The organism is Moorena sp. SIO1G6 (genome assembly GCF_010672795.1).
In the GTDB taxonomy this organism is placed as follows: domain Bacteria; phylum Cyanobacteriota; class Cyanobacteriia; order Cyanobacteriales; family Coleofasciculaceae; genus Moorena; species Moorena producens.
Genome location: NZ_JAAHFZ010000001.1, coordinates 47,037 through 73,206, shown reverse-complemented (window position 1 = coordinate 73,206; position 26,170 = coordinate 47,037). Strand labels below are relative to the sequence as shown.

The following is a 26,170-nucleotide window of genomic DNA, read 5'->3' as shown; positions in this document are numbered from 1 at the left end:
ATATATAGAGCTTTTAAATCATCATAAAGTTTGACCCTTTGGAATAAATAATTGATAGATGTTCTGCTAATTTAGGTTCCTCGAATAGTTTCCTCTTAAAAGGAAGCGGTGGTTCCAATATAACTTGCTGCAATTCTTTTAAATTCAAGCAGTGAACCACACCAAATTGTTCAACACTTCGAGCAAATGATAGCTGATGATCGTCAATATGTTCGCTGTATTTTGCTAATCGTGGTATAACAACAAAGCAAGCCCCTCGATTGGCTAATGCAGTGGTAGAACCCTGACCTGCATGTGAAATAACCAATCTTGAATCATCTACGATTTTCATCAACTCTTTGGATTCGAGGAGTGGTTTTGCAGTAACCAAAGAATGCTCGAATACCGGAGAAATATCACTCACACCGTACTGAACGAAAACAGACTCAGAGATCATTTTTGTGTCCAAAAGAAACCGCAGCCATTGGATAGCACGATTAAACGGATAAGGAATTGTTCCAAGAGTTACTGTGATCACGAAACATACCCCTTAAATACAGTTTTAGCATACCTTTGGCTTAGCTCTGGCCATTGAACGTAAATTTCATCGCATACCGGATAAATGAGCTTTCCAGAAAGACTCAATTCTGTGGAACGGGAAATGCTCTCGATGAAGATAAAGCGTACACCAAAAAGTTTAGCAAGCCAAGCAAAACCTACAGCAATACTGGCTCCGGTTGAAATAATCAAATCTGGTCGCTCTTTAGCCAAAATTCTGAATATTTTTGGGATATTTATGACAAGTTTAATAAAATTTCTTGGACCTTGATAAGGAAGCCAATGAACTTGTTCTTTTCCCTTCAGTTCTTTTGTATCTTGTTTTAGATCGGTAATCCAAATTCTCTCATGCTGCTCCCAAAACGATTTAAGGCGTTTCATTGTAGAGAAGTGACCGCCAGAAGTACATACTAACATTAACTTCATTGCAATATTCATTAAATTTTGTGTGTTTCAAAATGCTTAATTTTCCCAAAAATGAGCCCTTGATTCGTAGCAAAATTCCACTTCACAATGGTTTACCAATCAACTCTATGCTCTCGGGATAACTAGAGTTAGATCATAAAGGTGTACTAGGATAAAGAACCGAATCACCCTGGGCAACGATTCTGGGATAGAGTTCTGTGCAGTAACGTTCAATGCCACCTTGCTTAACAGGTACTCCTTTGGCTCCAATTACAGCAATTTTCATGAGTTCTAGTTTTCTCTTTTACAATACTCTTCGGCAGACTAATTAAGTGGTGATGACAACCTGAGTATGTAAGGTAAGCATTCAGCCGTCAGCCGTGAGCTAAAAGCTCACGCTACTTGAGGTGCCGTCAGCTTATTTTATTCAAAAGCTGTTCGGTGTAGCGTGCGCTATGGGCATAAACTGTTCAGTGTAGCGTGGCCACAGGCCTTTGGCTGATACGCGACACGCTGATAGCTAATAGCTGATAGCTGATAGCACCTCAAGTAGCACCATCTGTAGCGCATATGCTTACTATGTAAGTTTGACTGCTCTATCTTGATTAAAGGCAGCGGATTAGACAGAGATTAGGCAGACCGTTGGTGAGCACGCTGCAGCATTTGCTCATAAACACTGCTGACAACTTTGCGAGCACTATAGGGTTGAGCCGTGCGCACACAGGAGGAGACTGGATAATTCTCTGGATGGTGCAGGACCTTACCCAAAGCATCTGCGATCGCAACTTTGGTAAGCTCGGTGCAAACAATTCCACTGTCAGCACGGAGAAAGTTGGGGGTTTCACCACAATTCGTGGTTACTACAGGCGTCCCACAGGCGAGAGCCTCAAGGACAGTCAAGGGCAGTCCCTCGTAAACGCTAGTCAACACAAACACACTACAGACACGGTATAAGTTTGCTAGTTTTTCCTGACCTACTGCTCCAAGCATAGTTACTCGCTTAGACAACCCAAAAAAGCAAATTTCAGCACGGAGTTCATCTTTTAACTCCCCATCCCCAGCAATCAGTAAGTGAACATTGGCAATATATAAACTTGCCATCGCCCGTATCAGTAACATCGGGTCTTTCTGAGGATGCAGACGACCGGCGAAGAGGATAAAACGGGTCTGTTCAGACAAATTATGCTCCTGTGCCAGAGCTTTGCGTCCCTGTTCTCGTTGCTTTGGGTCTAGGGGATAGAACACCTCGTCATCAACGGTGTTTTTTAGGTAAGCAATACGATTTGCGATCGCTGGATAACGCTGTTGATAAAACTTAGCTGATTCAGTATTGCAGGAAAAAATTTGGCTAAATTGCTTCACCAGTAAGCGTTCCATGGCAAAATAGCTTGCAGAAAAACGCTGCCAAAGAATGCCATTATTACTCGTTGCAGGATTCATCTGCTTAGCAATGTCATTGTGTACAAACAGCGTCTTCTCTCCAGACCAATTCAGGGCTGCTAAGCTGGGTTCGATGCGATGAAAATGCATGAAATCCGATGCGAAGCAACGACCGAACAGCGCAGTCGTATACTTCACCGTCGTGGGTATTAAGCCCCTAACATTGTCATCTTCCAGAGGAAACAGGGGCATAAATTGAATGGCTCGACCCGCTACTTCTCCTTCTTGCCAGACACCGGAAGCTGAAGCCAGGTCTCCTGTTCCGACCAACCGCACCTCGAACTCACTGGGAGCATATTTGATAAAGGAGCGGATGAAGGTCTGAATCCCACCAATGCTGCTATGCCAAGGATTAAACTGATAGAAAATAGTTAAAATTAGTTTCTTGGTCACTTTAATTAATAAGAAGTAAAACTGTTTTATAGTCAGGAATTTATGGTTTATAGTTTATAGATTTTATCAATTGCTTTAGGTACTTTAGTCATGGCTTTTAGGGAGTCGGGAGTCGGGAGTCGGGAGTCGGGAGTCGGGAGTCGGGAGTCGGGAGTCGGGATTAGGGAGTAGCGACTAGGGATAATAAAATTGACTGTACTTCATAAGTATGCTCAACGCTATATAGCATTTGTCAAATAGGTGAGGTACACATTTTTTTGATTTTATGGAACATAAAAAAATGCTCTTAGGTATCTGGTATGCTTAACTTGTATTAATTTTAATTAATTCAAATTAATACTGTTTATAGCTCTGATATTTTGATAATTATTTTTTTAATATCAATCGATTATCAATGCCTAAAATGATTGCTAAGCAATATTTTTAATCATTGCTTCTGACAAATTAGCATAGTCATTACGTAATTACCTATATTTTTAGGAATAGTGTGTTTACCAACTAACTAGTATTCTTGGATTCGTTACCCTTGATTCCCTATAGATATTACGTCGATGGCATTAATTAAATCCCCTAACCTAGGGTAGAAATATATTTTTTTTCCAAAGTAATTATTGGATTGTTTGAAATCATCAAAACTTGGTAAGTTTTAGTTTAATAACTAATTATTAACTACACCTTCAAAACTATAAATCAGGATAATTTTAAAAAATTGAACAGCTACTGGATTTAGAAAGTTCTAACAATAGTTTGTGAATACTTTGTGAATACTCTCAACTTAAAAAAGCTTAAAATTATTTCCAGACAAATTTTCCCGAAAAAACTGAACACTTAAGACATATTTCTGTTCCCTGTTCCCTGTTCCCTGTTCCCTGCGCGCAGCGCTATCAGTTATTAATTTTGGACTCTGATAGTCTTGGTAAAAAAACGCAGCACGATATTGATGGGAACCATAATTCCAATCAAGATGGTAGTGCTAACTAGTAGATAGGGATTGTTTGGTATCCCACATTCCGCACTTGAAAGTGTAGTTTGGAAGCTACTGCGTCCCGCTACGGCAACACAAACACTGAGAACAGGTTAATTTATAACACCTTAAGTATTCCTAATCAACAATATCGCCAGCATTACCAGAGTATAGATACTAGAGTCTACATACAACACCGAATATTACAAACTGACGTGGGGACTATCGGTTCACAGTCTATCGCCCTGAATTTGATCCCTGAGTCTCAGAGCCACTCCATCTAGACCGTGATACACCCATGGTTTTGTACCGCCTTGTTATTGTGGCAAATGTGACCTTGCACTGTCAATAAAAACCCAATAAAAACCTGTAGCCAATGTCTTATAGGATTTGGCTACATCGTGGCGGCTATCTGCTGGGCATTTAGCCCACTAATCTACCGCTTTATTGAGACTATTATCAATTAACCCGAAATTTGACGGAAAAATTTGCCTAAAAATTATTTTTAAATATATATTAAACGTGTATTTACATAAATTGTCAAGTGTTCAATGTAACTAATTTACTATGCTGCCACCTAACTATCCATTCCGTGCCATACTGGAATAAAGCTATAGGTGCGCGCATCCTGATCTGATCAGGTTAGTGATCCCTAAAAGCCTGTGTAACTCTTAACTAGAGAATTTCCATCTCGGTTGATGGCAGTAGGGAGTCGGAACCCACCCCTAACCCCTCCCAGGAGGGGAAGATAAGGAGATGGGGAGAATTATTCCGAAATTTTTGTGTATTTTGATACATATTTTTCAGATTTTATACGTAGCAATGCAGTGAGCCATGGGGGGTTTACCGCACTATCGCTTTGCATCAAGACCATGAAAGTACCTACTCGCCCCTTTTTAAAACACCTACCCTTGTAAGGGAGTAGGGAGTGACCCATGGAAAAAAAGCAAGTTTGTTAGTCTTAAGCGATCGCTAAATCAAAAATCCCATATCATTTAATTATACCACAAAAGATTTTTGCAAGAGGTCTTATTAAACCCTCTTTGAGCCTCTGTTGGCCAGCTATGGGCAATCGCTCTAGACTCGTTTAAATCTTTAAGTGCAATCACGTAGCGGCTCCAAAGGAGCATCGCCCAAATCAAAGGCCAGCCCACCCACTTTTCTACCCTAGGGCTGGTTCAAAGTCGGACTCAAATGTGATTGCATATGAAGTGGGGAGATAGGGAGATAGAGGTGCGACCCCGCACTTTTTCAAAACTAAGTGTGAAGGCGCACCTCAAAAATACCCTATCCCCATCACCCCAGCTCCCTTTCAGGCGATTGAGCTGGCAATTTATTCCTGAAAATGAAACAGCTCTGCCCTTCTACTCGATTTTTAAGTAGATACACAAAATTAATTGCACATTTTACAAAACTAAAAGCCTTGCAGGGTAAGGGTTTTAGTTTTGTAACTAGGTAATTAATTCTGTGTAAATGCTTACCCCCTCAGGTTTGCAACTTTTGTCCTATACTTAGAAATCTTATTTCTAATCATTTAAATAAATGATCAAAATTCCTTATAATCAGTCAAATAAAACAATTGATATACCTTGGTTTTGGTCATCTCTGACTCAAGACCATCAGCAAAAGGTGCACATAGTAAGACGATGTCAGTAGATCAGCTCATAGATGTACTCACAGTTATGGGGTACGCTAAATTGACTTCCCTTCAGGAATGGATTCTGTACCAAGCTTGGGAAGAAAAAACCTATACCGAGATGGCGGAGGAGATACACTACGGTAGTGAATATCTCAGGAGAATCGCTTCTAAGTTATGGCTATTGCTCAGCAAGATTTTTGGCAAACCAATCACCAAGGGCAACTTCAAACCAGTTTTAGCTAGCATTCCTCTGAGTCCCTTACACCAAGAGCGAATCGAGCAATATTACCAATCCTTGAGCCAATGCCCAACCTTTCCCATTGGAGTAGTCCCCCTATCATCAGCGTTTTACATTAAACGTCCCGTTGTCGAAGAAATGGCTTACCAAGCCATTGAACAACTCGGAAGTCTAATCCTGATTAGATCCCCGAAAGAGACCGGTAAAACCTCTTTGATGCTGCGGATAGTAGACCGGGCAAAATCCCTAGGTTACGGAACAGTATGGATTAATTTTGCCCAAGCAGAAAGAGCGATTTTAAGTAATTTAGATCGGTTATTACGTTGGTTGTGTGCTAATCTATGTAATCAACTGGTGCTTGCCAAGCAATTGGATGAGTATTGGCATGAGGACATCGGCAGCAAAGCAAGCTGTAGCTCTTTTTTTCAAGGACATATCTTAGAGTCCCTTGAACAGCCCCTAGTTTTGGCGATGGATGAAGTGAATTTGCTCCTTGAGCATAGGCAAACAGCTCTTGACTTTTTTATTCTGTTGCGATCTTGGTCTGAGGCTGCCAAACACGTCACACCTTGGCAAAAGCTGCGGCTTGTGCTTGCTTACTCCACAGAAGTTGATATTCCTGTTACAATAGCTGACTATTTATCGAATTTAGGATTGCCCATTGAATTACCCCAGTTTAACCTTCAACAAATTCAGCAGTTAGCCCAGCTTTATGGACTCGATTGGTTTAGAGGTCAAGCTAGGGAGAAATTAATGGCTATGGTGGGGGGACATCCGAAATTAGTGCAGCTTGCTCTCTATCACTTGGCTTGTCAAAACCTTAGCCTAGAACAACTTCTTGATCAAGCACCTACCCGAGAGGGAATTTATAGGGATCATCTGCTGCTAAAATTAACTAGACTTAGGCAAAATCCTGAGTTAGCCACTTTCTTCAACAAGGTGATTCAAACCGATAGAGGTGTTGAGTTAGATTCAATCTTAATCAATAGATTAAAGAATCTAGGTTTGATCATCTTTGACGGAAATCACGTCATGCCAAGTTGTGATTTATATCGTCAGTATTTATTAGCACAGCTTAAGGAGGCGTGATTGATCGCCAAGCTAATTGGAACCGCTGAATGCCTGAGCTTGTTCAAGCCATTGTTTAAGCTGTAGGCTATCAAACATTAGCGCCATGAGTAGTAAAGGAGGTAGGCTTGAGCGGTAAGCTAATTGTTTTCGAGGGAGTGGAAGGCGGTGGTAAAACTACCCAACTGCAGCGATGCTCAAATTGGCTTCGAGCTGGTGGCTTACAAGACTGTCTAGGTACTTTGGATCAAACAATGCCCGTTGTAGTCACTAGAGAACCGGGCGGAACATTATTAGGTGCTAAGGTTCGCCAACTGCTACTAGATAGAGATTCCTCACCGATTCACCCTCGGGCTGAACTTTTACTCTATGCTGCTGATCGGGCTGAACATGTTGAAGAGTTGATTAAGCCACAGTTGGTCAACGGAGCAATTATTTTATGCGATCGCTACACGGATTCCACAATTGCCTACCAGGGTTATGGCCGAGGTATTGACTTGAAATTGATCGAGCAGCTTAATCAAATTGCTACTGGTGGACTGGAAAGTGACCTCACCCTGTGGCTAGATATTGATGTCGAAATTGGTCTGGAACGGGCGCGACAGCGGGGAACCGTTGACCGCATGGAGCAAGCTGACTTAGCATTTCACCGACGAGTGCAGCAGGGATTTCAGGAGTTGTATCAACAAAATCCCGATCGGATTGTTCGGGTAGATGCTAGTTACAGTGAGGAGGAAGTGCATAATGCCATTCAGAAGATTTTGCGTGAACGGTTTAGAACATGGTTCCAGGAGCGTTCGACTTTATCCTAGGGCAAGACCAAGCGATCGCATTATTGAACGGAGCAATTACAACTAACCGCATTGCCCCTGCCTACCTGTTTGCTGGTCCATCTGGGGTGGGGCGGAGTCTGGTAGCACGGGCTTTTATTGAACAGTTGTTTTGTCAAGGTATCCCCGCTGATGGGCAAGTCTCAATTAAAAAACGACTGATTCAGGGCAATCACCCGGATGTATTGTGGCTAGAGCCAACCTATCTCCACAATGGTACACTGGTGTCTGCTACAGAGGCTGTCCAAAAAGGAATTCAGCGTCAGGCACCCCCCCAAATTCGGTTGGAACAAATTCGGGAAATTGCTCGGTTTCTGAGTAATTCTCCTCTAGAAGCATCACGTAAGGTGGTGGTACTAGAGCAAGCAGAAACTATGGCAGAGCCAGCAGCCAATGGTTTGCTGAAGACTCTCGAAGAACCGGGAAACGCTACGTTGATAGTGATCGCACCTAACACTGAATCTTTGTTGCCGACCCTAGTGTCTCGCTGTCAGCGGATTCCATTTTCTCGGCTGGGGCCCGAAACTATGACAACAGTGCTGTGGCAAACCGGTCATCAACAGATTTTACAGGAACCATCAGTACTCGCTATTGCCCAGGGAAGTCCGGGGGAAGCGATCGCTGCTTTTGAGCAACTCAAAGCCATGCCCCCAAACTTACTCACCCAACTTACCCAGTTACCCCACACATCCCGTCAAGCATTAGCACTGGCAAAGGAAATTGACAACAACCTGGATACCCACACTCAGCTTTGGTTAGTGAAGTATTTACAACACTGCTACTGGCAATCACACACTCAACCAGAGATGATTAAAAAGCTAGAGCAAGCTCGGCGATACCTGCTCAGTTATGCTCAGCCGCGATTGGTTTGGGAGGTAACCCTGTTGGAATTGAGTATTCTTGAAGCATGAAGGGTTAGGAGTAAATTATAAAGCATGAAGAATAAAGTGTAAAAGAGTAATTGGGAAGGATCAACGATAAAGCTCCATCAAATATTTCCTAATACTGGATACTTATATGCGCTCTTACCATTAAGAATTAAATTCGCCACGGGTCGCACCTGAAGGAAAGCCTACTAATCAAAATCGTTATGACTATGATCTAATTGTAAAGGTTCGTAAATAATCAATTAGATTTGATACCATTTGTGTGGTAGGTTACAGATCATGTCATGGTCTCGGCATGGACATGGGATATTGGTTAGATTTATTATCCATGAACTCCCTCTCAAGATGTATCTTTTTAGCCAGCACTTTGAGAAATAGTATGGGTAGCAAGGTTTGAGGTGACCACCACTTGATCAGCAATCTGTAGCCAACTGACACCCTAGACACTATAAGGAGAATAACGACATGACTACGACAGAAGGATGTCTCCGGGTAGGCCAACTGGCTCCCGACTTCACGGCCACTGCTGTATTCGAGCAAGAGTTCAAGACAATTAAACTGTCTGACTATCGTGGTAAATACGTCGTTCTGTTTTTCTATCCCCTAGACTTCACATTTGTTTGCCCTACTGAAATTACTGCATTTAGCGATCGCTTTGAAGAATTCAAAGAACTAGGCACCGAAGTCCTTGGCGTCTCTGTTGACAGCGAATTCTCTCACCTGGCTTGGATTCAGACTGACCGCAAGAATGGTGGTGTAGGCGATTTAGCTTATCCTCTGGTTTCTGATATCAAAAAAGAAATCAGCACGGCTTACAACGTTCTTGACCCGGAAGCCGGTATTGCCTTGCGTGGTTTATTCATCATCGACAAGGAGGGCATAATCCAGCACGCTACTATCAATAACCTCTCCTTTGGTCGTAGCGTTGACGAAACCCTGCGTACCCTGAAAGCGATTCAATACGTTCAAGCTCATCCCGATGAAGTTTGCCCAGCAGGCTGGCAACCAGGTGACAAAACTATGAACCCTGACCCTGTTAAATCAAAGGTTTACTTTGCTGCGGTATAACGGAATCACGAATATCTCCGCCCTCCTACCTTGAAGACTGAGCTTTGATACTGGGAAATTGAGTGGGTATAATACCTGTTCAATTTCCCATTAACATTATGAGGGTAGTGATAAATAGGTAGTGATAGAACATTGCATTTCTGGTAAGCAAGTTGACCATTGCTCGATTAGGAAATCTTATCTAAATTCCTAATAGGCTAGAGGATATAGCACGGCAGTAAAGGAAAACAAAAGTTGCTATCCCCTCGCACTACAACAGTCAAGAATGCTCGTTCTTTGTGGCAAAATGGTCAACAAGTCTGTGTCAGTACCTACACATGTTGGTCCGCATCATATAGTGAGTAGGGAGGAGTGTCAATCGATTGAATCAAAAAATGGCGCTGCCTGGGAGGAAGTACAATGTCAGAAGAGCAAAAACAGCAGCCAGAAGCGGCAAATGATCAACCAATGCAAACGCCGCCGACACCATCAGTGACAGATAAATCCAAAGACAGCTTGGAAACAACAAGTCAATCGCCTCAGACCACTGGCAAGGGAAAGTTATCGTCTTCTGAGCCTAAGTCTGGATTAATGAATCGCTTGCTGCCGATTCTTAGTACTCTTGGCCGGTTGTGGGATGGCACCTTAAAAAAAGTCCGCTCCTTGTTACCGGCAGCTTGGAATGAAAAACTGTCTGATTGGATGTTGACTGGTGCGATCGCAAGCGTGGTAGTAGTCATTCTATGGACAACACTAGCGCTTCTACCAAAGACACCAGCACAGGTGGCACAAGTTACTGCTGATACCATTAATTCTCCACAAAATTTGGAAGTTCCTCAGGAATCACAACTTGTGGAATCGGAACCCATACCCACACCAGAGTTAACTCCTGAACAAAGCCTGATTGTCGGAATTCAAAATCAAATTGCGGCTATTACTGCTCAGTACGGTAATGACCTGATTCAAGCAATTGAGGCGAACTTTCTCAGAAGTATGCTCTTGGTCAAGGTCAGTGATGAGTGGTACCAACTCAACGATGCTCAGCAGAATACCTTAGCTCAAAGGATGCTGAGTCAGTCTCAACAATTAGACTTTAACAAGTTGGAAATTACTGACCTAGAGGGAACGTTACTTGCCCGTAGTCCTGTGGTGGGGTCAAGTGTGGTCATTTTTACCCGACATTAATGGTATTATCTGTTGAGGGTTGAGGGTTGAGGGTTGACAGTCAAGTGTCCACCCTCAACAACCCCAACTATTTATGTGATAAGATACCAGACAAAATTAATTATCCTATCACCATTATCCCCCGCTTAATGGGTTCAAGCGCTTCATGGCACGATTTACTACTTCGGAGTAGCGTAATTGCCCACACAGAATGTTGAGCATGATTTGAGTAGCAACGGGTTTTTTAACGCCGACTTTGTACCCAATTCCGGGAAAGCTGTAGAACGCACCAGCGAGCTTAGCAGCCCAACTCATATCAGTTCCCCGTTCTTGCTGCATCACCTGGGTATAGTTTTCTAAGGCATCGGCTTGACCTGCCAAAGCTTGTTGAATGGCCTCAGCTGCTTTCATGCCACTAAACATGGAGGGTCGAATTCCCTCAGCAGTCATGGGATCCACCACACAAGCAGCTTCCCCAGCTAATACAGCATTTTGTGTATGCAGCTTCTCCTCACGTTCCCAGACGCAGATGGCACCTTCGTGCTGTTTACAGCTACTCAGGTCTAAGCCGGATTTCTCCGCATAACCTTTGACTATCTTTTCGATGTCTTTCAGGTCACCACCCCGTAAGGAGCCAAGACCAATGGAGTAGCCTTCGGCTTTAGGAATATTCCAGATAAAGCCATTTTTGACCTGACCAAAGTCAAAATGGATCTCGGTACTATTGGTTTCCGATTTGGGCACCTCTAGGGCTAATGCCAGACGTGACTTACGTTCTTTGAATCCCAACCATTTTGCCATCGGTCCAGTAGCACCGTCAGCTGCAATCACGTAGCGACCTTCAACAGTCCCATTGACAGTGTTGACCTGCCAGTGGTCTCCCTTAAACTCCACCCCTGTAACTGCTGTATTATCTCGAATTTCAGCACCTTGTTTTTGGGCTTGTTGGATGAGATAGTGATCGAAAACATCCCGTTGCACCATCCAAACCGGTTCTTGAGTGTCCAGTTTCACTTCTACTGGGTCATCCATTTTCCAGGTGTAGCGTACACTCTCAGCTTTCAGAGATATGGCAGGTGTAAAGTCGAAATCAAACCACTGTTGCACTTGTGGGGAAACCGCCCCACTACAAGCCTTGTACCGGGGTAAGGATTCTTTTTCTAGAACCACCACAGACTTTCCACCTTTAGCCAGGTGATAAGCAGCAGTTCCACCAGCCGGTCCCGCACCAACGATTATGCAGTCAAACATGATGTTTCTACTTTACTCCTCAAAGATTTATCGATTGAAGTTCACAGACTAACAGCCCAGTGTGTCAGCCTACTATCCAAATTGAGTGACCAAATTGAGTGACCAATTTACCAGGACTTACTCACTAAGATGCCCAGCAATTAAGACAAACTAACGGGCATTGTAAAATCACTATCAATTCATAATAATGACCCTACAAACATTGCAGGGTCGAGATTAGGCTATTAGGAAAATGCTTACCCTTAATCAATAACATCCTGAAAACGCCTAATCATTTATTATCTGGATGCACCTCTACTGATAGTTTTTGTCTCTTGTTCACTCCAGTTTTCAGTCATTAGACTCGTTAATCCGGATAGTTTAGTCTGCTAATTACTAGGGAAATCATTAGCTTATAGAACCATTATCGACCTAGAATTTTTGAAACATGTGGACTTCTGAGCAATCTTTATTAAAATTTCACGAAGTCACAGCCAAAACTATTGCCAAAACTATTAGTGTATTTTTTTTGCTCCCCATCCTCTTCCCCTATGGGCTTCTTCTAAATCCTCAGTCGATCTCCAATCGGTTGGTATCGGTATTGAGGAGTTCAACCAAGGTAGGGGAGATTTGGATTGTGGAGATTTGGGTAGACTTGGTAAGTAAGATCCGATTAGGATTATCTTGCAATTCTAATGCCGTCAGAAACAATATGACCCAATCCCCTAATTGTTCTCCCTGGCGAACTATAATCCACCAATCAAGCTATTATCTCTATAACTTGGTTAAAGTCTTTAGGAATTGTTAGGGTCTTGCTGACTCCTAGTCTTACCTAGATTAACTAACGAACCAAACCCCTGGGTAAGCATTCAGCCGTCAGCTATCAGCTATCAGCTAATGCGCTACGCCCACGCTACTTGAGGTGCTATTAGCTAATGCGCTACGCCTACGCTGTCTTGATGCAAAGCGCGAGTGGGGGAAACCACGGCAGTTGCTCATCGGGAGGGGCTGCGTGGGTCACCTGCGTCCGCACCTTGAAAGCCCCGTGGTAACCCCCTTTGGCGGCACTGCCTCCCCGTGAGGCCACTGCATCGCTACTAGAGGTGCTAGCAGGCGCTTTAACTGCACGGGGTCGGATCAGTAAAACGAGCAGGGATTTTAAACCAGCCGTACCAGCACCCCCGATGCTGGTTTACTACCGACCGTTGATTAGCTGACGGCACCTCAAGTAGCGTGAGCAATACGCGATGCGTGGCCATAGGCCAAGGCTCAAGACTGATAGCTGAATGCTTACACCCCTGGCACAATATCACTAACCTGACTAAGGGAAAGTAAGTCATGGAAATGACTTATTTGACCATTACCAGATAGTTCGGTGCTCAAGTCCCGCCTAATATGGATTTTGATGAGTTCTGAAAACTACCTCAATCACCCCAATTTTGGTCTACTGTTTCGAGTTTGCATTGTTGAAGAACAACAAGAGTTGTTCACTACGATCTATGCCCACAGACTTTTCTTTTTGGTGAAAAGTACCACCAATGGTATTGCCTTTGAGCCAATCAGTCGTTCTGAGGCTCGGCTGTTGGTAGAAAATCGCCTTCGCTTACTTAGGCGCAGTGGTTCATCGGCTGACTATGAGCAGCTTCGGATTATCCATCAGCAAACCTTCCAATAAGTTCCATTAGGAAACCCGTTCGGGTTAATTGGGAGACTCCTTGGAGCCGGACAAGGTGAATGGGCTGATATTACCGCCAGAAGTAGGTATAAACGATGATTGTGAGGGTTTTCTGAAATTAGGTTATGGCTAGAGCCTTGTAATGGGGTAGTATATACCCAACCACATCCATCATCAATATTGCCCTCTTATATATAATGGCATAACCTTTTGCTAAGTGTTGGTTTCGACAACTACACCCCGAGCAGAAGGCAGATATATATTCTATATTGATAACCTTGTGGTGTTCTCAAGGGTGAAAATTATTAAGTAAGCTTATGGGGTAAGTTAGACTGTTTACGTTCTAGTCTAAGCATCTACTCAAGACTGCTGCCCTAGAGAAGGTCGATTATCGGTTTTGCAGAAGCTTACACTAAAGTTGTGATGGAGAGTTGACTATGAGCGGTATTTTTAATAAGCTGCGCGATTTCGTCGGTCTGAATGAGCCAGTGGAATACGAATACGAATATGAAGACATGGAGGGGGATGCCTACCCAACTCCCTACCCACAAGAGCAACCGGTGCAACCGCCATCAGAGGAGGAACGTCCAACCAGACGTCGTTCTCGGGAGCGGACAACGGTATCAGAAGCAGGCGTAGGGCCATCTCCCATCAATAATGTGATTGGCATGCCTGGAGCAGTCAATGGCATTTCAGAAGTGGCAGTGATTGAACCTCGTTCCTTTGAAGAAATGCCCCAAGTGATTCAGGCACTGCGGGAACGGAAGTCGGTGGTCTTAAACCTGACCATCATGGATCCAGACCAAGCACAACGAGCGGTGGACTTTGTGGCTGGTGGGACTTACGCTATTGATGGTCATCAAGAGCGTATTGGTGAAAGTATTTTCTTGTTCACACCAAGCTGTGTTCAGGTAAGTACTCAGTCTGGTGTGATTCATGAGATACCTACTCCCCAGGCCCCTCCTTCCCGTCAGACAGCTCCGTCACCAGCCTGGGGTTCTGAGCCAGATCAGATGGCTCAGTAAGAGTCAGGACTTGACAAGTGTCTAGTGTTCAAGAATAACATTAATATTTGAAAAGAGAGGTGTTGGGTTGCCTATAAAACTTGGCATAATTGGTGGCGGTGTCATGGGAGAAGCCCTCCTATCCCGTCTACTTGCCCAACAACTTTACCAGCCTGATCAGGTCTTGGTGAGTGAGCTGCTGGAGCAGCGCCGTGATGGTTTGGCGCAAAAATACGGGATAAGGGTCACTGCCAATAACCAAGCGGCAGCGGCAGCATCAGAGGTTTTGTTACTGGCAATTAAACCTCAGGTATTTGAAGCGGTAGCGGCAGAACTGGCAATGGGTAGAGGTGACAACGGTCACAGCTTAGGAACGTTGCCAATGGTGATTTCAATTCTAGCTGGAGTGCCTCTGGAACGACTGGAAACCGCTTTTCCATCCCAGTCAGTGATCCGGGCAATGCCTAATACTCCTGCAACAGTTGGGGCGGGAATCACAGCACTAGCTGCTGGAAAATGGGTTTCGCCTGATCAAATGGAGCGAGCAAAGACAATTTTTAGGGCTGTTGGTGAAGTAGTCGAGATTCCGGAACACCTGATGGATGCGGTGACCGGTTTATCTGGGTCAGGCCCAGCTTATGTGGCGATTTTGGTGGAAGCCCTAGCAGATGGGGGCGTGGCAGCTGGATTACCCAGAGCGATCGCATTGCAGTTGGCACAGTCTACAGTATTGGGGACAGCCCAGCTGTTAAAGGAAACTCAAATACATCCAGCTCAATTGAAGGATCAGGTTACTAGTCCTGGGGGAACGACAATTGCTGCGATCGCTAAGTTGGAGAAGGCTGGTTTTCGCTCGGCTTTGATTGAAGCGGTTTTGGGGTCTTATCAGCGTTCTCGGGAGTTGCGGGGTTGAAGGTTTAAAGTTTGAGGTTGGAGGTTGGAGGTTGGGGGTTAAAGGTTGAAGTTTAAAGGTTAAAGGTTGAAGGTTGAAGGTTGAAGGTTGAAGGTTGAAGGTTGTGGGTTGTTCGCCCTTAGCGTTCCCATAGGGTAGGTTGTTAAGGCTTGGCGTCCCTTGTAGGGTAGGTTGAAAATTGATCAAAACTGATTGAGATTGTCAATCTTAAGCTCAATTAGGCTACGCCGTTGTTAGTTGGTCTTGGCTAACCCCATCTGGATCTGTAGTCCTATGGGGGTGTTATTTTAATTAATGGGCAAAAAACTATTGTGTGCGTCATCTAGTTCTGTCATCTAGTTCTATAATAAATGGCAGCTAAAGGATTTATGCCATTGGTCGCCATCGTTTAAAAGCATGGGATCTGAACTACCAAAAATACTGGGAACGTGAGAGCCTCCCTTTTCAAAAGGGTTTACGGTTTCGTCTCCGGGATGAAACTCCCGGGACGGGGTTTACCCCGCCGTATCTATTCCAATAGGTTATAATAAAGAGAGGGAGGTGATAGTAAGATGTACAAAACAATTCCAGTAAAAGCAACGTTTTCAGACGAAGAAAATGCTTTCTGGCTATTTCAGTGTGAGCAAGCGAATAGCTTGATAAATTGTGCAGTCTATTACTCCAAACAGAAGCATTATAGTTGGTTGAAACAGCAACCAGAGGCATTTACAACTTACTGGCGGGGGGATGAACTGCGCTATGGTTGGAAGACTTACAAGTGCGCCCTCAAGTATGCTGAGCTATGCAACAGCTTGAAAGACAACCCTCATTACAAGGCAATGGCGGCTCAGTCAGCACAACAAACTCTTAAAACTGTAGCCGAGTCAATCACTAGCTATAACCAATTAGTCAGCCTTTACTACAAAGGCCAAGTCGATAGACCAAAACTGCTTAGGTACCGCAAGAAAGGCGGGCTAGCTGCCGTCACTTTTCCCAGACAAGCGCTCAACTATAAGAACGGTTTGTTTTACCCGTCGATCAGCAAGGAAAGTAGACCTGAACTGCTTACTGAGATCGCCTTAGAACCTCCAGGGTTCATAGATCCAGATTGGGTCAAACAGGTTACTATTCGCCCGTATCTAGGCCAATTATGGATCGATTGGGTAATTGATGATGGAAAACAACCGGTGGAAAATAATCCCAATCTAGACTATTTCCAAGCATGGAGTTTTGATCACGGCGGGGACAACTGGTTAACCGGAGTTTCAACCCATGGGAGAAGCCTGATTATTGATGGCAGAAAGCTCAAGTCTCTGAATCAGGCTTATGCCAGGTTGGTTGCCAAATATAAAGCTGGAAAGCCTGAATTATACTGGGATTCAAACTTAGATCGTGTCCAACGCAGAAGAAACAATCAAATCAGGGATGCGATCAACAAAGCCGCCCGTTTTATTATTAATCGGTGCCTGAGCGATTGCGTTGGAAACCTCGTCATTGGTTGGAACGAAGGACAGAAAGATTCCTCAAGCATGGGGAAACGGGGTAATCAGAATTTTGTGGTCATTCCAACAAAAAGACTGATTGAACGACTGAAACAGCTTTGTCCTGAGTATGGAATTAAGCTAACAATTACCGAGGAAGCGTACACCAGCAAAGCGTCTTATCTTGACTCCGACAGCCTCCCAAGACACGGCGAAAAACCCAAAGGATGGAAACCGTCGGGCAAACGAGTTAGGCGTGGTCTGTACAAAACTTCTAATGGTTGGCTAATTAATGCCGATTGTAACGGTGCTGCAAATATAGCTAGAAAAGTAGCCACACAGTTAGGTCTTGACCTGACCAAGGTGGGTAGGGGAGCATTGACACTACCGCACCGGTATGATCTTTTCAACTCTATGAAAAGATCATATAGGACGAGAAGCTACAAGGCACGGTTTCAACCTGCCTTGTAGGAACCTTGTAGAATCCCCTGTGCTTCAGCCGGGGGAGATGTCAAAATCACAAAATATTCATAATTTAGTCTGAATGTAAATTTGTGGACTGCATCTATTTTGATGACAGACAGATGACAGAATCTTCAATTCCGATTCGAGCCCTACCAGAAGCACGCCAACGTTCTCGACCCAATGGGTTGAAATGGTTTTCCTACATAAGTTTGGGGATTTTGAGCAATGCTGCTATTTTGGGTTTAGCTTTTTTTGTGCTCGAGCAAATCCCTCCAACTTACACCAGTAAGGCAGCAGCAATTATACCTGGTGTGGGTTCTCAAGGATCTGTTCAACTCCCTGGAGTCGGTCAAGCTTCCTCCAATCCAGGTGAGAAATCTCCTTACGGATATCTTTTAAAGGTAGATCCACGACAAAACTACCAGTATATCGCCATGAGTGACGTCGTATTAACTGAAGCTGCTGCTGCTGTTAATACCTCAGTCAAAGATTTTGAAGAGTTTGCCAAGCCAAGGGTTTATTTGGATAGAGGTACCACTATCATAGAGTTTGAAGCGGATGGCAAAAGCCCATCGGACGCTCAGCGAAATACTCAGGCTTTTTATCAAGCTTTAGTCAAGCGGATTGATTACTTAAGAGCAGAAGAATCAGCTCGTCAGGATAACAAGACGTTGCTAGCTTTAGACTCTGCTAATAGTAACTTAAAAAACGCCCAAACAAAGCTGTCTCAATTCAAAAAGAAGTCACTGCTCAAAATTTCTGAACAAATCAATAACCTTTCAGAAGAAGTAGAAAGGTTGCGAGTGCAGCGTGCTAATTTATTGGCTCAGCAGCAAGCGGCTACCTCTGGATTAAGGCAGCTAGAAGCTAACCTAAGGTTGTCAACTGACCAAGCAGCCGATGCTCTGATGCTTCAGGATGATGAAGTGTTTAAAAAACTTTGGCAAAACTATAGCGATATTAGTGCTAAGCTAACGATACTAAATTCTCAATGGACACCAAACAGCCCTCAGGTGATTAATCTCAAAGCTAAGAAGCAAGCGGCGCTTGAGGCATTACTTGCTCGTAGCCAACAGCTATTGGGCAAGGGGATGGATGTTCAACGTTTGGATAATCTCAATTTAGGCTTAGATGCCCAGACAGGTCGAGCAAATCTGGCACAAGTGTTAATCAACCAGAGAGCTCAACAGCAGGGACTAACCGGTCAAGTGAACACCTTGGCAGAACAAATTGCTCAGCTAGAGTCCAGACTTCAGACATTGATTCAGGAGCAGTTAACCCTGACTGAGCTTGAGCGAGAGGTGCAAATCTCTGAAGCTATATTTACGGCGAAGTCGGCTCAATTAAACCTGAATAAATCGGATCATGCTACTGCTTATCCAACCCTGCAATTGTTAGTAGAGCCGAACTTACCGAAAGAACCTGTTGGTAATACCAAAAAAACGGTAATCTTGGGAGCTGTGGCGCTTTCCCTGTTAATGACAACTGGCCTGGTTATCCTGGCCTGGGAAAAACCAAGTTCTAAGACAGACGCTCCTAAAGATTCCCCTCCGGTACTTCAACCTGAGTCTTAAACCAGTGAATTTAAACGTAGCAACAATTTGGATCTAATTGTTGGAAACTACTAGCACGGAAAACTAACAGAGAAAGACCCCAAGTCTGCTACCTTAATCAGGTGTTGGCAGTAAGTAATCTGATGAACCTATCCAACCGTATAATCAAAGGGTGGAAATCTCCCACGCTGCGAGTGATGTCTCTGACCTTCTTCGGTATGCTACTGGCGTGGGTTGCGGACATTTTGATGGCGGCGAAACTGGGGACTAGTCAAACCACAGATGCCTTGATTGTTGCCCTCAGCTTACCGCGACTAATTGATACCGTGAGCCGGGAGGGAACCAGACAAAGCTTGGTTCCAATGTTCATGGAGCGTCGAGATGCTCTGAATCACAGGGAATATCATCGCTTGGTCAGTGGCATTGTCAACTTAGCTTTAGTACTCGGTGTTAGTCTAACTGTTCTGTTGGAAATTATAGCGCCATTGATTATAACTGGGTTAGCCCCAGGATTTTCTCCAGAGGGTAGAGCACAAGCAACGTTTTTATTTCGGATCTGTGCGCCAATGGTTTTGTTTGCTCCTGGGATTGCGGTCTTTAGTGTGATCCTCAACAGCCAAAGGCGCTTTAGTGCGGTAGCTCTGCGGAATGCGATCGCACCAGGTTTCGTAGTGGCTGCCATTGGGTTGGCATGGCAACAGTCTAGTATTGCTCTGTGGATAGCGATCGCTTATACCTTGGGATTTGGTGGATTCTTTGTGCTGGTATTTCTAGATGCTTTTAAAGCGGGACACCAACATCAATGGTTGGCGTGGGCTGGCAAAGATGACCTTGCGCGTCTGTGGCAAGCAGGTTCTTTACCTACTATCGGTTTTGTGATTAAGCTCGCATCTAATCTAGTCAAGAGTCAGATGCTGCCTTCCTTAGTAGCAGTTGGTGGGGTCTCCACATTCTACTTTGCAATTCGGATCGTCTCCGCTGCTCAAACGATTATTGGTGTCAGTATTGCTACCACCAGCTTGCCTGCCATGACAGAGCATGACTTAGCTGGGCATAAATCCCGGTTGGGATCGGCTTTGCGCAAAAACTTGACCAAAACTCTATTAGTAAGCTTACCTGCAGTACTTTTTATTGTGGTATCCCATGGAGAAATCATTCGTTTGCTATACGGACATGGTTCTTTTGAAGCTACCTCTATTGAGCAGACGTCTCAAGTATTCTTTTGGTTAGGGCTGTCCTTGGCATTTATTTCTCTAATCCCCGTGCTTGAAGCTGGTTTATATGCTCAGAGAGCTTATGGTTTGGTTGTCTGGAGTATGGTGACCATGGCATTTGTAGGGGTTGCTCTGAGTTGGTTATTTTGGCAAGTTTGGGAATTAATTGGTATTGCTATGAGTTGGCCTGTTATGGCTATTATCTATGTGATACTCATCATCTATCTACTCCATCGAAAGGGTGTTTCTCTGCTGCAAAAACATCACAGTGAATGAGGGGTAATAAAATCTATGAATAGTTCAAGTTTTAAACAGCACTCTTACTTGATTATTGGAGGCACGACAAAAGCGGCAACCACATCACTATTTTATTATCTAGCTGATCATCCTGAAGTTTGTACCTCTAACCTCAAAGAAATTCGCTTCTTTTTGGATCAAGATTATCCAGAAGCTTCAAACTATCGATATGAAGATGGTCTAGAAAAATATGATGATATTTTTCGTTATGCTCAGTGCTCCAATGTCGAAAAAATTCGGATGGAGGCAACACCAGACTATCTTTACTCATCAGGTACACCCCATAAAATAAAACAATCTCTACCAAATGTTAAACTTATATTTATCCTACGGGAACCGGTTTCTCGCTTAATCTCTTGGTATAAATTTGCTAAACAGAAAGAGTATCTTCCTCAAAATATCAGCTTTGATAACTATGTTGACCAGCAATTAATTAAAGATAATTTTGAGCACGAAAATACCTATACCTATATGCGTTCCCTTGAGCAAGGGCGTTATTATGTCTACTTAAAACCTTACTTTGAGTTATTCGGATCCGATAGAATTTATGTGGCTTTTTATGAAGAATTATCCCGTAATCCCAAATATGTGCTTGAAAAAATTTGTCGATTTGCAGGAATTGATTCCAGCTTCTATGGGGATTATCTCTTTAAAGTATATAATCCCAGCAAGGCAGTAAAAAATTGGTGGTTTCACCGGAATTATGAGCAGTTTTTAAAGTGTATGCGTCAATATACCCAAAACAAACCCATTCACAAAGTTTTGAGGAAAATTCGACGAGCCTTGGATCCGATCTATTTACGCCTTAATGTGCAGCCTCAGGAAAAGGTGTCGATTTCACCAGCTATCAAAAATGCTCTTACTATGTATTATAAACAGGAAGTTACAGCATTGGAAGAACTACTTGGTCGCTCAGTGCCATGGGAGTCATGGAATTAATTTATAAAAAAACAATAACAAAGAACACTAACGAAACAACGGGACACGATATGATCAGAATCATGAGAGAAGAACACTAATTTAGGAGAATATCCATGAAGAAATATGTCTGTACCGCTTGCGGCTATGTATATGACCCAGAGGTAGGGGATCCAGATAGTGGCATTGCACCGGGCACACCCTTTGAAGACATTCCAGATGACTGGGTATGCCCGGTCTGTGGGGTCGGTAAGGAAGATTTTGAACCGGAAGAATAGTAACATCCTTATTGTCGTAATCGGTGGCACTGCCACCGTGTCTTGATGCAATAGCGAGTGGGGGAAACCACGGCAGCGCGGTCATGGGGGAGACCCCCAAGACCGCGCTGCCTCCCCAAGACCGCGCTGCATCGCTTTTTTTGATCAAAAATCGTGAGAGGCCAGAAAAACTGGTCTTTTAGTGGGACTTAAACAAAAATCAAGCCCAAATGAAGCCTAAACTGGCTTTATAAGCAGCAAACACCTCCTGATTGTGAGTTAGTTAGCCAATTAAAGAAACGAAAAGACATAGCTGTACGGAAAGCCTCCAAGGCTTCTGTAAAAGTATTCATTCGCGTAGCGTGGCCAAGGTTTGGAACGCCCATCGCCAAAGTAATCCCCCGGTTAACTTATGCCAAAGAATAAAAATATAGGCACAAAATACTAGAATAAAATGGTGAATTAGACTTCTTTTATCCCTGACTTGGTATTCTTTCAACCCTAGCCAACCCTTGGCTTCCCAAGAAAATACTTCCACCCAATTTCTTTGGGAATAGGTCATTACTATCCACTGTTTTGTTACTTTTTTTTGCCTCAACATTGGTGATCAAATAATCACGGTGCGCGCCTCCTAGGGCGAGTAAATCGCCCTTTCGACGTGAAAGGTTGATCCATCATAGATTATACCATAATTTTGCTCTTTTTATCGTTTAAGTCCCGATAGTTGCTGTCCCCAATGATTGTAAACTTCTCCTGATTAGATTTTAGAGATCTATTGTCGAAATCCTTGACTAAAAGACATTTGATCGATTTACCCATAGTATGGAACCAGTCTCCAAGAGTCCCTAAGTGTTAATGCAATATTTGAGACCTCAAGAATAGAGAAGATGGTAGGGTCATTTCTTAATGATGGGAGCTCCGATTGTTTTGTAGTCCCAATACTGAGAAGGTAGGGGTGGATTTACATCAACAACCTCAAAATCGATCTTGGAAAAGCCAGCTTCTTGCAATAGTTTTTGATGTGCTTCTGGTATTTCAGTGGCAACCCGTGAAAAATAAGTAAATGTTCCATTTTTTTTGAGTAACCGACCCGCTTCCTTAAAAAAATCGTGTTGGTGGAAACTTCCTGCATCCTCTGGAGTTAGTGGGACAGTATCAAACAGAATCCCATCAAAACTCTCATCATCAAAACGTGAACTAACCTCTTGCCAAAAACCTGGGACAATTTCCATCCTACCTATCCTCAAGGCTTCAGGGAATTTTTGTTGCGCGAATTCGCGTACATCTGGGTGGGCTTCAAGGATCGTATGTTTCTCAATGTCGGGGGAGTCTTGAATAAAACCTGCTGATAATCCAAGTCCAAAGCCTAATTCTAGTACTTGTCCGCCATTTGAAGTTGCGATTGAAGCCAACTTCTTCATATACGGAATTTCCCAGTCCTGCATTACTTCGACACCATTAACGCTCAATTGATCGGGAGTATAAATGGCTTTTTTTTGTATCCAATTTTGTTGCTTGGTATCCAATTTTGTTCCTTAACTAGCTATGCTCGCTGCATATTGAAACTACCCAAATTTAAAAGTAGGATTTCAACATACCACGCCTGCGTACATCACAAGTTGCACAATGTAACCCACCTCCAAAAACATAATGGTCTTTAAAGTCCACTAAAATTGGCTTTAAGCCTATCTCTTTAAAAAACTTAATCGTTGGTTCCTCACTCTTCTCCACAACCACTCGCTCCTGATCAATCATCAGAATATTCATAGAAAGCCAGCGGCTGGACATATGAAATTCGGCGTTTGCTACGCCCCTGGGAGGATAAAGAATTTCCCATCCTCCCTGCTTAAACATCTCTAGGATATCCGGTGAGATGCACGGACGGTCAGGGCAAGACAAGACACGCCCTTCGCCGATGGGAACCCAAGTTGCATCCATATGTATGGGAGCTGGATCACGGAACTTGACTGTGTGGACTCGGTACTCCGAGCCAAGATGCCTCTGCATCCACTGAATTCCCAAGTCGTTGGTGACGTGGCTCCTCTGTGCCAAGATGTCTCTGCCGAAGCGAGTGAAATCAGCTGCATCGAAGCAAGGTTCTGACTCGGTAGTAATGAAGCGCCCATTCAAAGGACCAACGCTATCTGGTACACCAGATTCCCCCCGGAAAAAGGCCATATCTTCTTCAGGATAGTCCCAATCGTAGAGGGCATCAGACATTTTGGGCTTGGGAGCCGCTGTCCAGCCTGCTCCCTGCTGGAAATATTCCTGAATCAGGGGACGATAGCGCAAGAACTCGAAATAGCGGCATCTTTGAGACATAGGCGCTTCGATGATTTCCTCGCCCACAACAAGCAAGACATCCCTCACATCAGCATTAAAGAATCCCGCTGATGTAAAATAAGGTGTTTTAAAAATATGATGGGCATAATCAACAGCTTCTGGTCGTCGTACAATGACACCTTCTCCTTCAAGCACTTCTTGAAGGTTATCTAGAGCTTTGGCGGCTTTCTTCACCAATTCTGTGGGGTAGGGTTTCCCCCCATGCTCTCGATAGAAGCTCCAATAGTCCTTTCGTATGAAGGTTTTTATGTCATGGGTTAAAACAGGGGCTGTAACCCCGTCAATAGTTCCCACAATTATTTCTTCGAGAGGGTCCCATTCGTTATAGCTACAAATCGAGGGAATGTTCATCTTAAATCATCATCTATGGGCGTATATAGGCGAAACTTAGAGATTATACCAAATCCGGTTCGCATATGTACCTTTTCTCAAATAGCAGGGGGACAGGGAGCAGGGGGCATGGGGGAAAAATTAGCGACAATCATAAAGCCACTCTCACAACCCCCCAATCGCATTCTTGGCAATTAGCAATCTGGCACTCCATAGCGCTGCTGAATTTCCAGCAATTTTACCCTGGCCTGCCCAGCATTATCCGCCAACTCAGCAAACTCCAAAAATCGCTTCAATTCCTTTTTCAACAAACTCCGTTCCACTTCCCAAGTTTCCCGTCCCAAATCTGGGGGCAAAACAATCATGTCAAATAACGTTGCCCGTTCCTTACCTGGGTGCGGTCGCAACACTCGCCCCCGCCGCTGAATAAATTGGCGGGGATTGCTACTACTTGCCAGAATTACCGCAGTTTCAATGGATGGAATATCCACCCCTTCATCCAAACATCGAATTGCTACTAACCCCTGCAACTCCCCCCGCTCAAATTGACGACGTAATTCCTCCCGTTCTGCCAACGGTGTCTGGGCAGTGTACGTGTTGACCCGATACCCCAGTTGAGAACCTAGTAACTGGGTTACTGCTGCTAACTGACGGTTGCTTTCATTACTCACTTGCCCATCTACCGAACCATCCCCACAATAAAACAAGGTATGGTAGGTGTTCAGTCGCTTAGCCATTAACCGCTGCAACGCCCTTAACTTGTTTGCCGCCGCCCCAACTAACCGAGCTCGTTGCATCAATAACGATGTTAAAGTAGTGTCATTTTCTATATCGTCTGCTTCCCCTAATGCCCAACCAATCCGTTGAGTTAACTTAGCATAGGCAATATTTTCCGCCTCTGTTAATTCCACGAACACCGGATAGTAGAGGTAACGCACTAGCGCTCCTTGGCGAATAGCATCGGCTAAGGTCAGTTCTGGTTGTAATACCGAACCAAAATAGTCAAACAATGCTTCTGTTCCAGCTTCATCAAAATACCGTTCCGGTGTAGCTGACAGACCAAGGCGCAGTCCAATGTTACGGGGTAAACTCTTTTCGATGCGGGTAGTCCCGAAATTATGGGCTTCATCTCCCACTATCAGGGTTTTTTCAGGAAAATACTTCAGCTGAGACTGGAAACCCTCCTTGATCAGGGTAGAATTGGTAGTGATTATGGTAATAAACGATTGTTTCCCAACCTGGAGGTTGTATAGCTGGGCAGATAGTTGACTCTGCCAGCTGTAGACACTCTCGAAGGCTAATATCGGTTCTAGATTAAAGTGTTCGCATTCTCTTGCCCACTGGGTGACCAAGTGGCGGTAAGGGCAAACTACCAGCAACAGCTGTAAACCAATTTTTTGATACAGTTCCGTTGCGATCGCTAAAGCAGTAATAGTTTTACCACTACCCGTTGCCATTTTCAGGGTTCCTCGTCCCCGATGGGCAAACCAATTTGCCACCGCTTGCCGCTGATACTGCCGCAGCTGAATATCCGGTGGTATCCTAGGGCATCCCTTGGGTGAGTGAGTCTCAAAGGAGAGCGGTAATTGGTAAGCTCCCCCCGATTCAGCTACTGTGATGTTAGGGGAGGGCTGATAGTATCCTCGTGCTGCTACACTTTCCCAGTCCTCTGATACCACGAATGGGAATTTGTTGTTCCTCATTGGTCATTGGTCTTTTGTTATTTGATAATTGGTATTTAGTATTTGCTATAGCATTTTTATTTGAGTTGTGAACATAGGATTAAAGTAACAAGGGAGCAGGGAGCAGGGAGTAGGGAGCAGTAGGAAAGAGCTTGGAGGATTTTTTTGTGTTCTTAAAAATCAGCAATATTGTTCGTGTCCTATTTATAAATCCTAG

Annotated in this window: 22 protein-coding genes and 1 pseudogene; 13 read left to right on the top strand and 10 right to left on the bottom strand. The window is 44.0% G+C overall.

Annotated features, from left to right (window positions below):
- Positions 1–13: 13 nt before the first annotated feature.
- From F6K63_RS00340 to F6K63_RS00320, 5 genes are all read right to left on the bottom strand, one after another.
- On the bottom strand, positions 14–517 hold the full coding sequence (locus tag F6K63_RS00340) for a glycosyltransferase (RefSeq protein WP_287310289.1): 504 nt from the start codon (positions 515–517) through the stop codon (positions 14–16).
- Complete coding sequence (gene pssD, locus F6K63_RS00335; RefSeq protein WP_287310288.1) at positions 514–975, bottom strand: PssD/Cps14F family polysaccharide biosynthesis glycosyltransferase; 462 nt, start codon at positions 973–975, stop codon at positions 514–516. Before pssD ends, F6K63_RS00340 begins: the two co-directional genes overlap by 4 nt.
- Positions 976–1,096: 121 nt before the next feature.
- Positions 1,097–1,228: a hypothetical protein gene (locus F6K63_RS00330; RefSeq protein WP_287310286.1), complete on the bottom strand. Its 132-nt coding sequence runs from the start codon at positions 1,226–1,228 to the stop codon at positions 1,097–1,099.
- 344 nt (positions 1,229–1,572) lie between these two features.
- Positions 1,573–2,775: a glycosyltransferase family 4 protein gene (locus F6K63_RS00325; protein ID WP_287310284.1), complete on the bottom strand. Its 1,203-nt coding sequence runs from the start codon at positions 2,773–2,775 to the stop codon at positions 1,573–1,575.
- 1,639 nt (positions 2,776–4,414) lie between these two features.
- Positions 4,415–4,537 carry a hypothetical protein gene (locus F6K63_RS00320; RefSeq protein WP_287310282.1) on the bottom strand — a complete coding sequence of 41 codons (123 nt, stop codon included), beginning with the start codon at positions 4,535–4,537 and terminating at the stop codon, positions 4,415–4,417.
- A gap of 884 nt (positions 4,538–5,421) precedes the next feature.
- Between F6K63_RS00320 and F6K63_RS00315 the strand changes: the two genes are divergently transcribed.
- The 5 genes from F6K63_RS00315 (at position 5,422) to F6K63_RS00295 (ending at position 10,633) form a co-directional block, all read left to right on the top strand.
- Complete coding sequence (locus F6K63_RS00315) at positions 5,422–6,705, top strand: AAA-like domain-containing protein (RefSeq protein ID WP_287310281.1); 1,284 nt, start codon at positions 5,422–5,424, stop codon at positions 6,703–6,705.
- A 107-nt stretch (positions 6,706–6,812) separates the two neighbouring features.
- The gene (gene tmk / locus F6K63_RS00310; protein ID WP_287310279.1) at positions 6,813–7,496 is read left to right on the top strand and encodes a dTMP kinase; all 684 of its coding nucleotides are present in this window, start codon (positions 6,813–6,815) and stop codon (positions 7,494–7,496) included.
- The gene (gene holB, locus F6K63_RS00305) at positions 7,466–8,425 is read left to right on the top strand and encodes a DNA polymerase III subunit delta' (RefSeq protein ID WP_287310277.1); all 960 of its coding nucleotides are present in this window, start codon (positions 7,466–7,468) and stop codon (positions 8,423–8,425) included. The genes tmk and holB overlap by 31 nt, the downstream gene beginning before the upstream one ends.
- Before the next feature lie 441 nt (positions 8,426–8,866).
- On the top strand, positions 8,867–9,469 hold the full coding sequence (locus F6K63_RS00300; RefSeq protein ID WP_287310275.1) for a peroxiredoxin: 603 nt from the start codon (positions 8,867–8,869) through the stop codon (positions 9,467–9,469).
- 399 nt (positions 9,470–9,868) lie between these two features.
- On the top strand, positions 9,869–10,633 hold the full coding sequence (locus F6K63_RS00295) for a hypothetical protein (protein WP_287248587.1): 765 nt from the start codon (positions 9,869–9,871) through the stop codon (positions 10,631–10,633).
- A 114-nt stretch (positions 10,634–10,747) separates the two neighbouring features.
- Here the strand turns inward: F6K63_RS00295 and F6K63_RS00290 are convergent, their stop codons facing one another.
- A complete protein-coding gene (locus F6K63_RS00290; protein WP_008186716.1) occupies positions 10,748–11,863 on the bottom strand; it encodes a geranylgeranyl reductase family protein in 1,116 nt (371 codons plus the stop codon).
- 1,384 nt (positions 11,864–13,247) lie between these two features.
- Between F6K63_RS00290 and pipX the strand changes: the two genes are divergently transcribed.
- From pipX to rd, 8 genes are all read left to right on the top strand, one after another.
- On the top strand, positions 13,248–13,517 hold the full coding sequence (gene pipX, locus F6K63_RS00285; RefSeq protein WP_008186718.1) for a transcriptional coactivator PipX: 270 nt from the start codon (positions 13,248–13,250) through the stop codon (positions 13,515–13,517).
- Positions 13,518–13,954: 437 nt separating this feature from the next.
- Complete coding sequence (locus F6K63_RS00280) at positions 13,955–14,542, top strand: cell division protein SepF (RefSeq protein WP_287248583.1); 588 nt, start codon at positions 13,955–13,957, stop codon at positions 14,540–14,542.
- A 67-nt stretch (positions 14,543–14,609) separates the two neighbouring features.
- Positions 14,610–15,434 carry a pyrroline-5-carboxylate reductase gene (gene proC, locus F6K63_RS00275; protein WP_071986918.1) on the top strand — a complete coding sequence of 275 codons (825 nt, stop codon included), beginning with the start codon at positions 14,610–14,612 and terminating at the stop codon, positions 15,432–15,434.
- Positions 15,435–15,985: 551 nt separating this feature from the next.
- Positions 15,986–17,365, top strand: a complete 1,380-nt coding sequence (locus F6K63_RS00270) for an RNA-guided endonuclease InsQ/TnpB family protein (RefSeq protein WP_008187714.1) — start codon at positions 15,986–15,988, stop codon at positions 17,363–17,365.
- Positions 17,366–17,478: 113 nt separating this feature from the next.
- Positions 17,479–18,933 (top strand): GumC family protein, encoded by a 1,455-nt coding sequence (locus F6K63_RS00265; RefSeq protein WP_287248580.1) that lies wholly within the window; start codon positions 17,479–17,481, stop codon positions 18,931–18,933.
- Positions 18,934–19,055: 122 nt separating this feature from the next.
- Entirely contained in the window at positions 19,056–20,402 is a 1,347-nt protein-coding gene (gene murJ, locus F6K63_RS00260; protein ID WP_008187712.1) for a murein biosynthesis integral membrane protein MurJ, read from the top strand.
- A gap of 15 nt (positions 20,403–20,417) precedes the next feature.
- On the top strand, positions 20,418–21,362 hold the full coding sequence (locus F6K63_RS00255; protein WP_008187711.1) for a sulfotransferase domain-containing protein: 945 nt from the start codon (positions 20,418–20,420) through the stop codon (positions 21,360–21,362).
- 95 nt (positions 21,363–21,457) lie between these two features.
- Entirely contained in the window at positions 21,458–21,619 is a 162-nt protein-coding gene (rd, locus tag F6K63_RS00250) for a rubredoxin (protein ID WP_008187710.1), read from the top strand.
- A gap of 199 nt (positions 21,620–21,818) precedes the next feature.
- On the opposite strand, the pseudogene F6K63_RS00245 reads toward rd, so the two are convergent.
- The 4 genes and pseudogenes from F6K63_RS00245 to F6K63_RS00230 form a co-directional block, all read right to left on the bottom strand.
- Positions 21,819–22,215, bottom strand: a pseudogene (locus F6K63_RS00245) (IS701 family transposase); the annotation flags it as partial.
- Positions 22,216–22,494: 279 nt separating this feature from the next.
- Positions 22,495–23,124: a class I SAM-dependent methyltransferase gene (locus F6K63_RS00240; RefSeq protein WP_008187707.1), complete on the bottom strand. Its 630-nt coding sequence runs from the start codon at positions 23,122–23,124 to the stop codon at positions 22,495–22,497.
- Positions 23,125–23,173: 49 nt separating this feature from the next.
- Positions 23,174–24,292 (bottom strand): hypothetical protein, encoded by a 1,119-nt coding sequence (locus F6K63_RS00235; RefSeq protein WP_008187706.1) that lies wholly within the window; start codon positions 24,290–24,292, stop codon positions 23,174–23,176.
- Between the two features lie 173 nt (positions 24,293–24,465).
- On the bottom strand, positions 24,466–25,974 hold the full coding sequence (locus F6K63_RS00230; RefSeq protein WP_008187704.1) for a DNA phosphorothioation system restriction enzyme: 1,509 nt from the start codon (positions 25,972–25,974) through the stop codon (positions 24,466–24,468).
- Positions 25,975–26,170: the final 196 nt, after the last annotated feature.

Excerpts from the sequence above, each read along its gene's own strand:
- F6K63_RS00270 (WP_008187714.1), top strand. The coding sequence starts at position 15,986 with ATGTACAAAACAATTCCAGTAAAAGCAACGTTTTCAGACGAAGAAAAT.
- F6K63_RS00290 (WP_008186716.1), bottom strand. The coding sequence starts at position 11,863 with ATGTTTGACTGCATAATCGTTGGTGCGGGACCGGCTGGTGGAACTGCT.
- rd (WP_008187710.1), top strand. The coding sequence starts at position 21,458 with ATGAAGAAATATGTCTGTACCGCTTGCGGCTATGTATATGACCCAGAG.
- F6K63_RS00300 (WP_287310275.1), top strand. The coding sequence starts at position 8,867 with ATGACTACGACAGAAGGATGTCTCCGGGTAGGCCAACTGGCTCCCGAC.
- holB (WP_287310277.1), top strand. The coding sequence starts at position 7,466 with ATGGTTCCAGGAGCGTTCGACTTTATCCTAGGGCAAGACCAAGCGATC.
- pipX (WP_008186718.1), top strand. The coding sequence starts at position 13,248 with ATGAGTTCTGAAAACTACCTCAATCACCCCAATTTTGGTCTACTGTTT.
- F6K63_RS00235 (WP_008187706.1), bottom strand. The coding sequence starts at position 24,292 with ATGAACATTCCCTCGATTTGTAGCTATAACGAATGGGACCCTCTCGAA.
- F6K63_RS00295 (WP_287248587.1), top strand. The coding sequence starts at position 9,869 with ATGTCAGAAGAGCAAAAACAGCAGCCAGAAGCGGCAAATGATCAACCA.
- F6K63_RS00255 (WP_008187711.1), top strand. The coding sequence starts at position 20,418 with ATGAATAGTTCAAGTTTTAAACAGCACTCTTACTTGATTATTGGAGGC.
- F6K63_RS00280 (WP_287248583.1), top strand. The coding sequence starts at position 13,955 with ATGAGCGGTATTTTTAATAAGCTGCGCGATTTCGTCGGTCTGAATGAG.
- F6K63_RS00230 (WP_008187704.1), bottom strand. The coding sequence starts at position 25,974 with ATGAGGAACAACAAATTCCCATTCGTGGTATCAGAGGACTGGGAAAGT.
- F6K63_RS00330 (WP_287310286.1), bottom strand. The coding sequence starts at position 1,228 with ATGAAAATTGCTGTAATTGGAGCCAAAGGAGTACCTGTTAAGCAAGGT.
- murJ (WP_008187712.1), top strand. The coding sequence starts at position 19,056 with ATGAACCTATCCAACCGTATAATCAAAGGGTGGAAATCTCCCACGCTG.
- F6K63_RS00265 (WP_287248580.1), top strand. The coding sequence starts at position 17,479 with ATGACAGAATCTTCAATTCCGATTCGAGCCCTACCAGAAGCACGCCAA.
- pssD (WP_287310288.1), bottom strand. The coding sequence starts at position 975 with ATGAATATTGCAATGAAGTTAATGTTAGTATGTACTTCTGGCGGTCAC.
- F6K63_RS00320 (WP_287310282.1), bottom strand. The coding sequence starts at position 4,537 with ATGTATCAAAATACACAAAAATTTCGGAATAATTCTCCCCATCTCCTT.
- F6K63_RS00315 (WP_287310281.1), top strand. The coding sequence starts at position 5,422 with ATGGGGTACGCTAAATTGACTTCCCTTCAGGAATGGATTCTGTACCAA.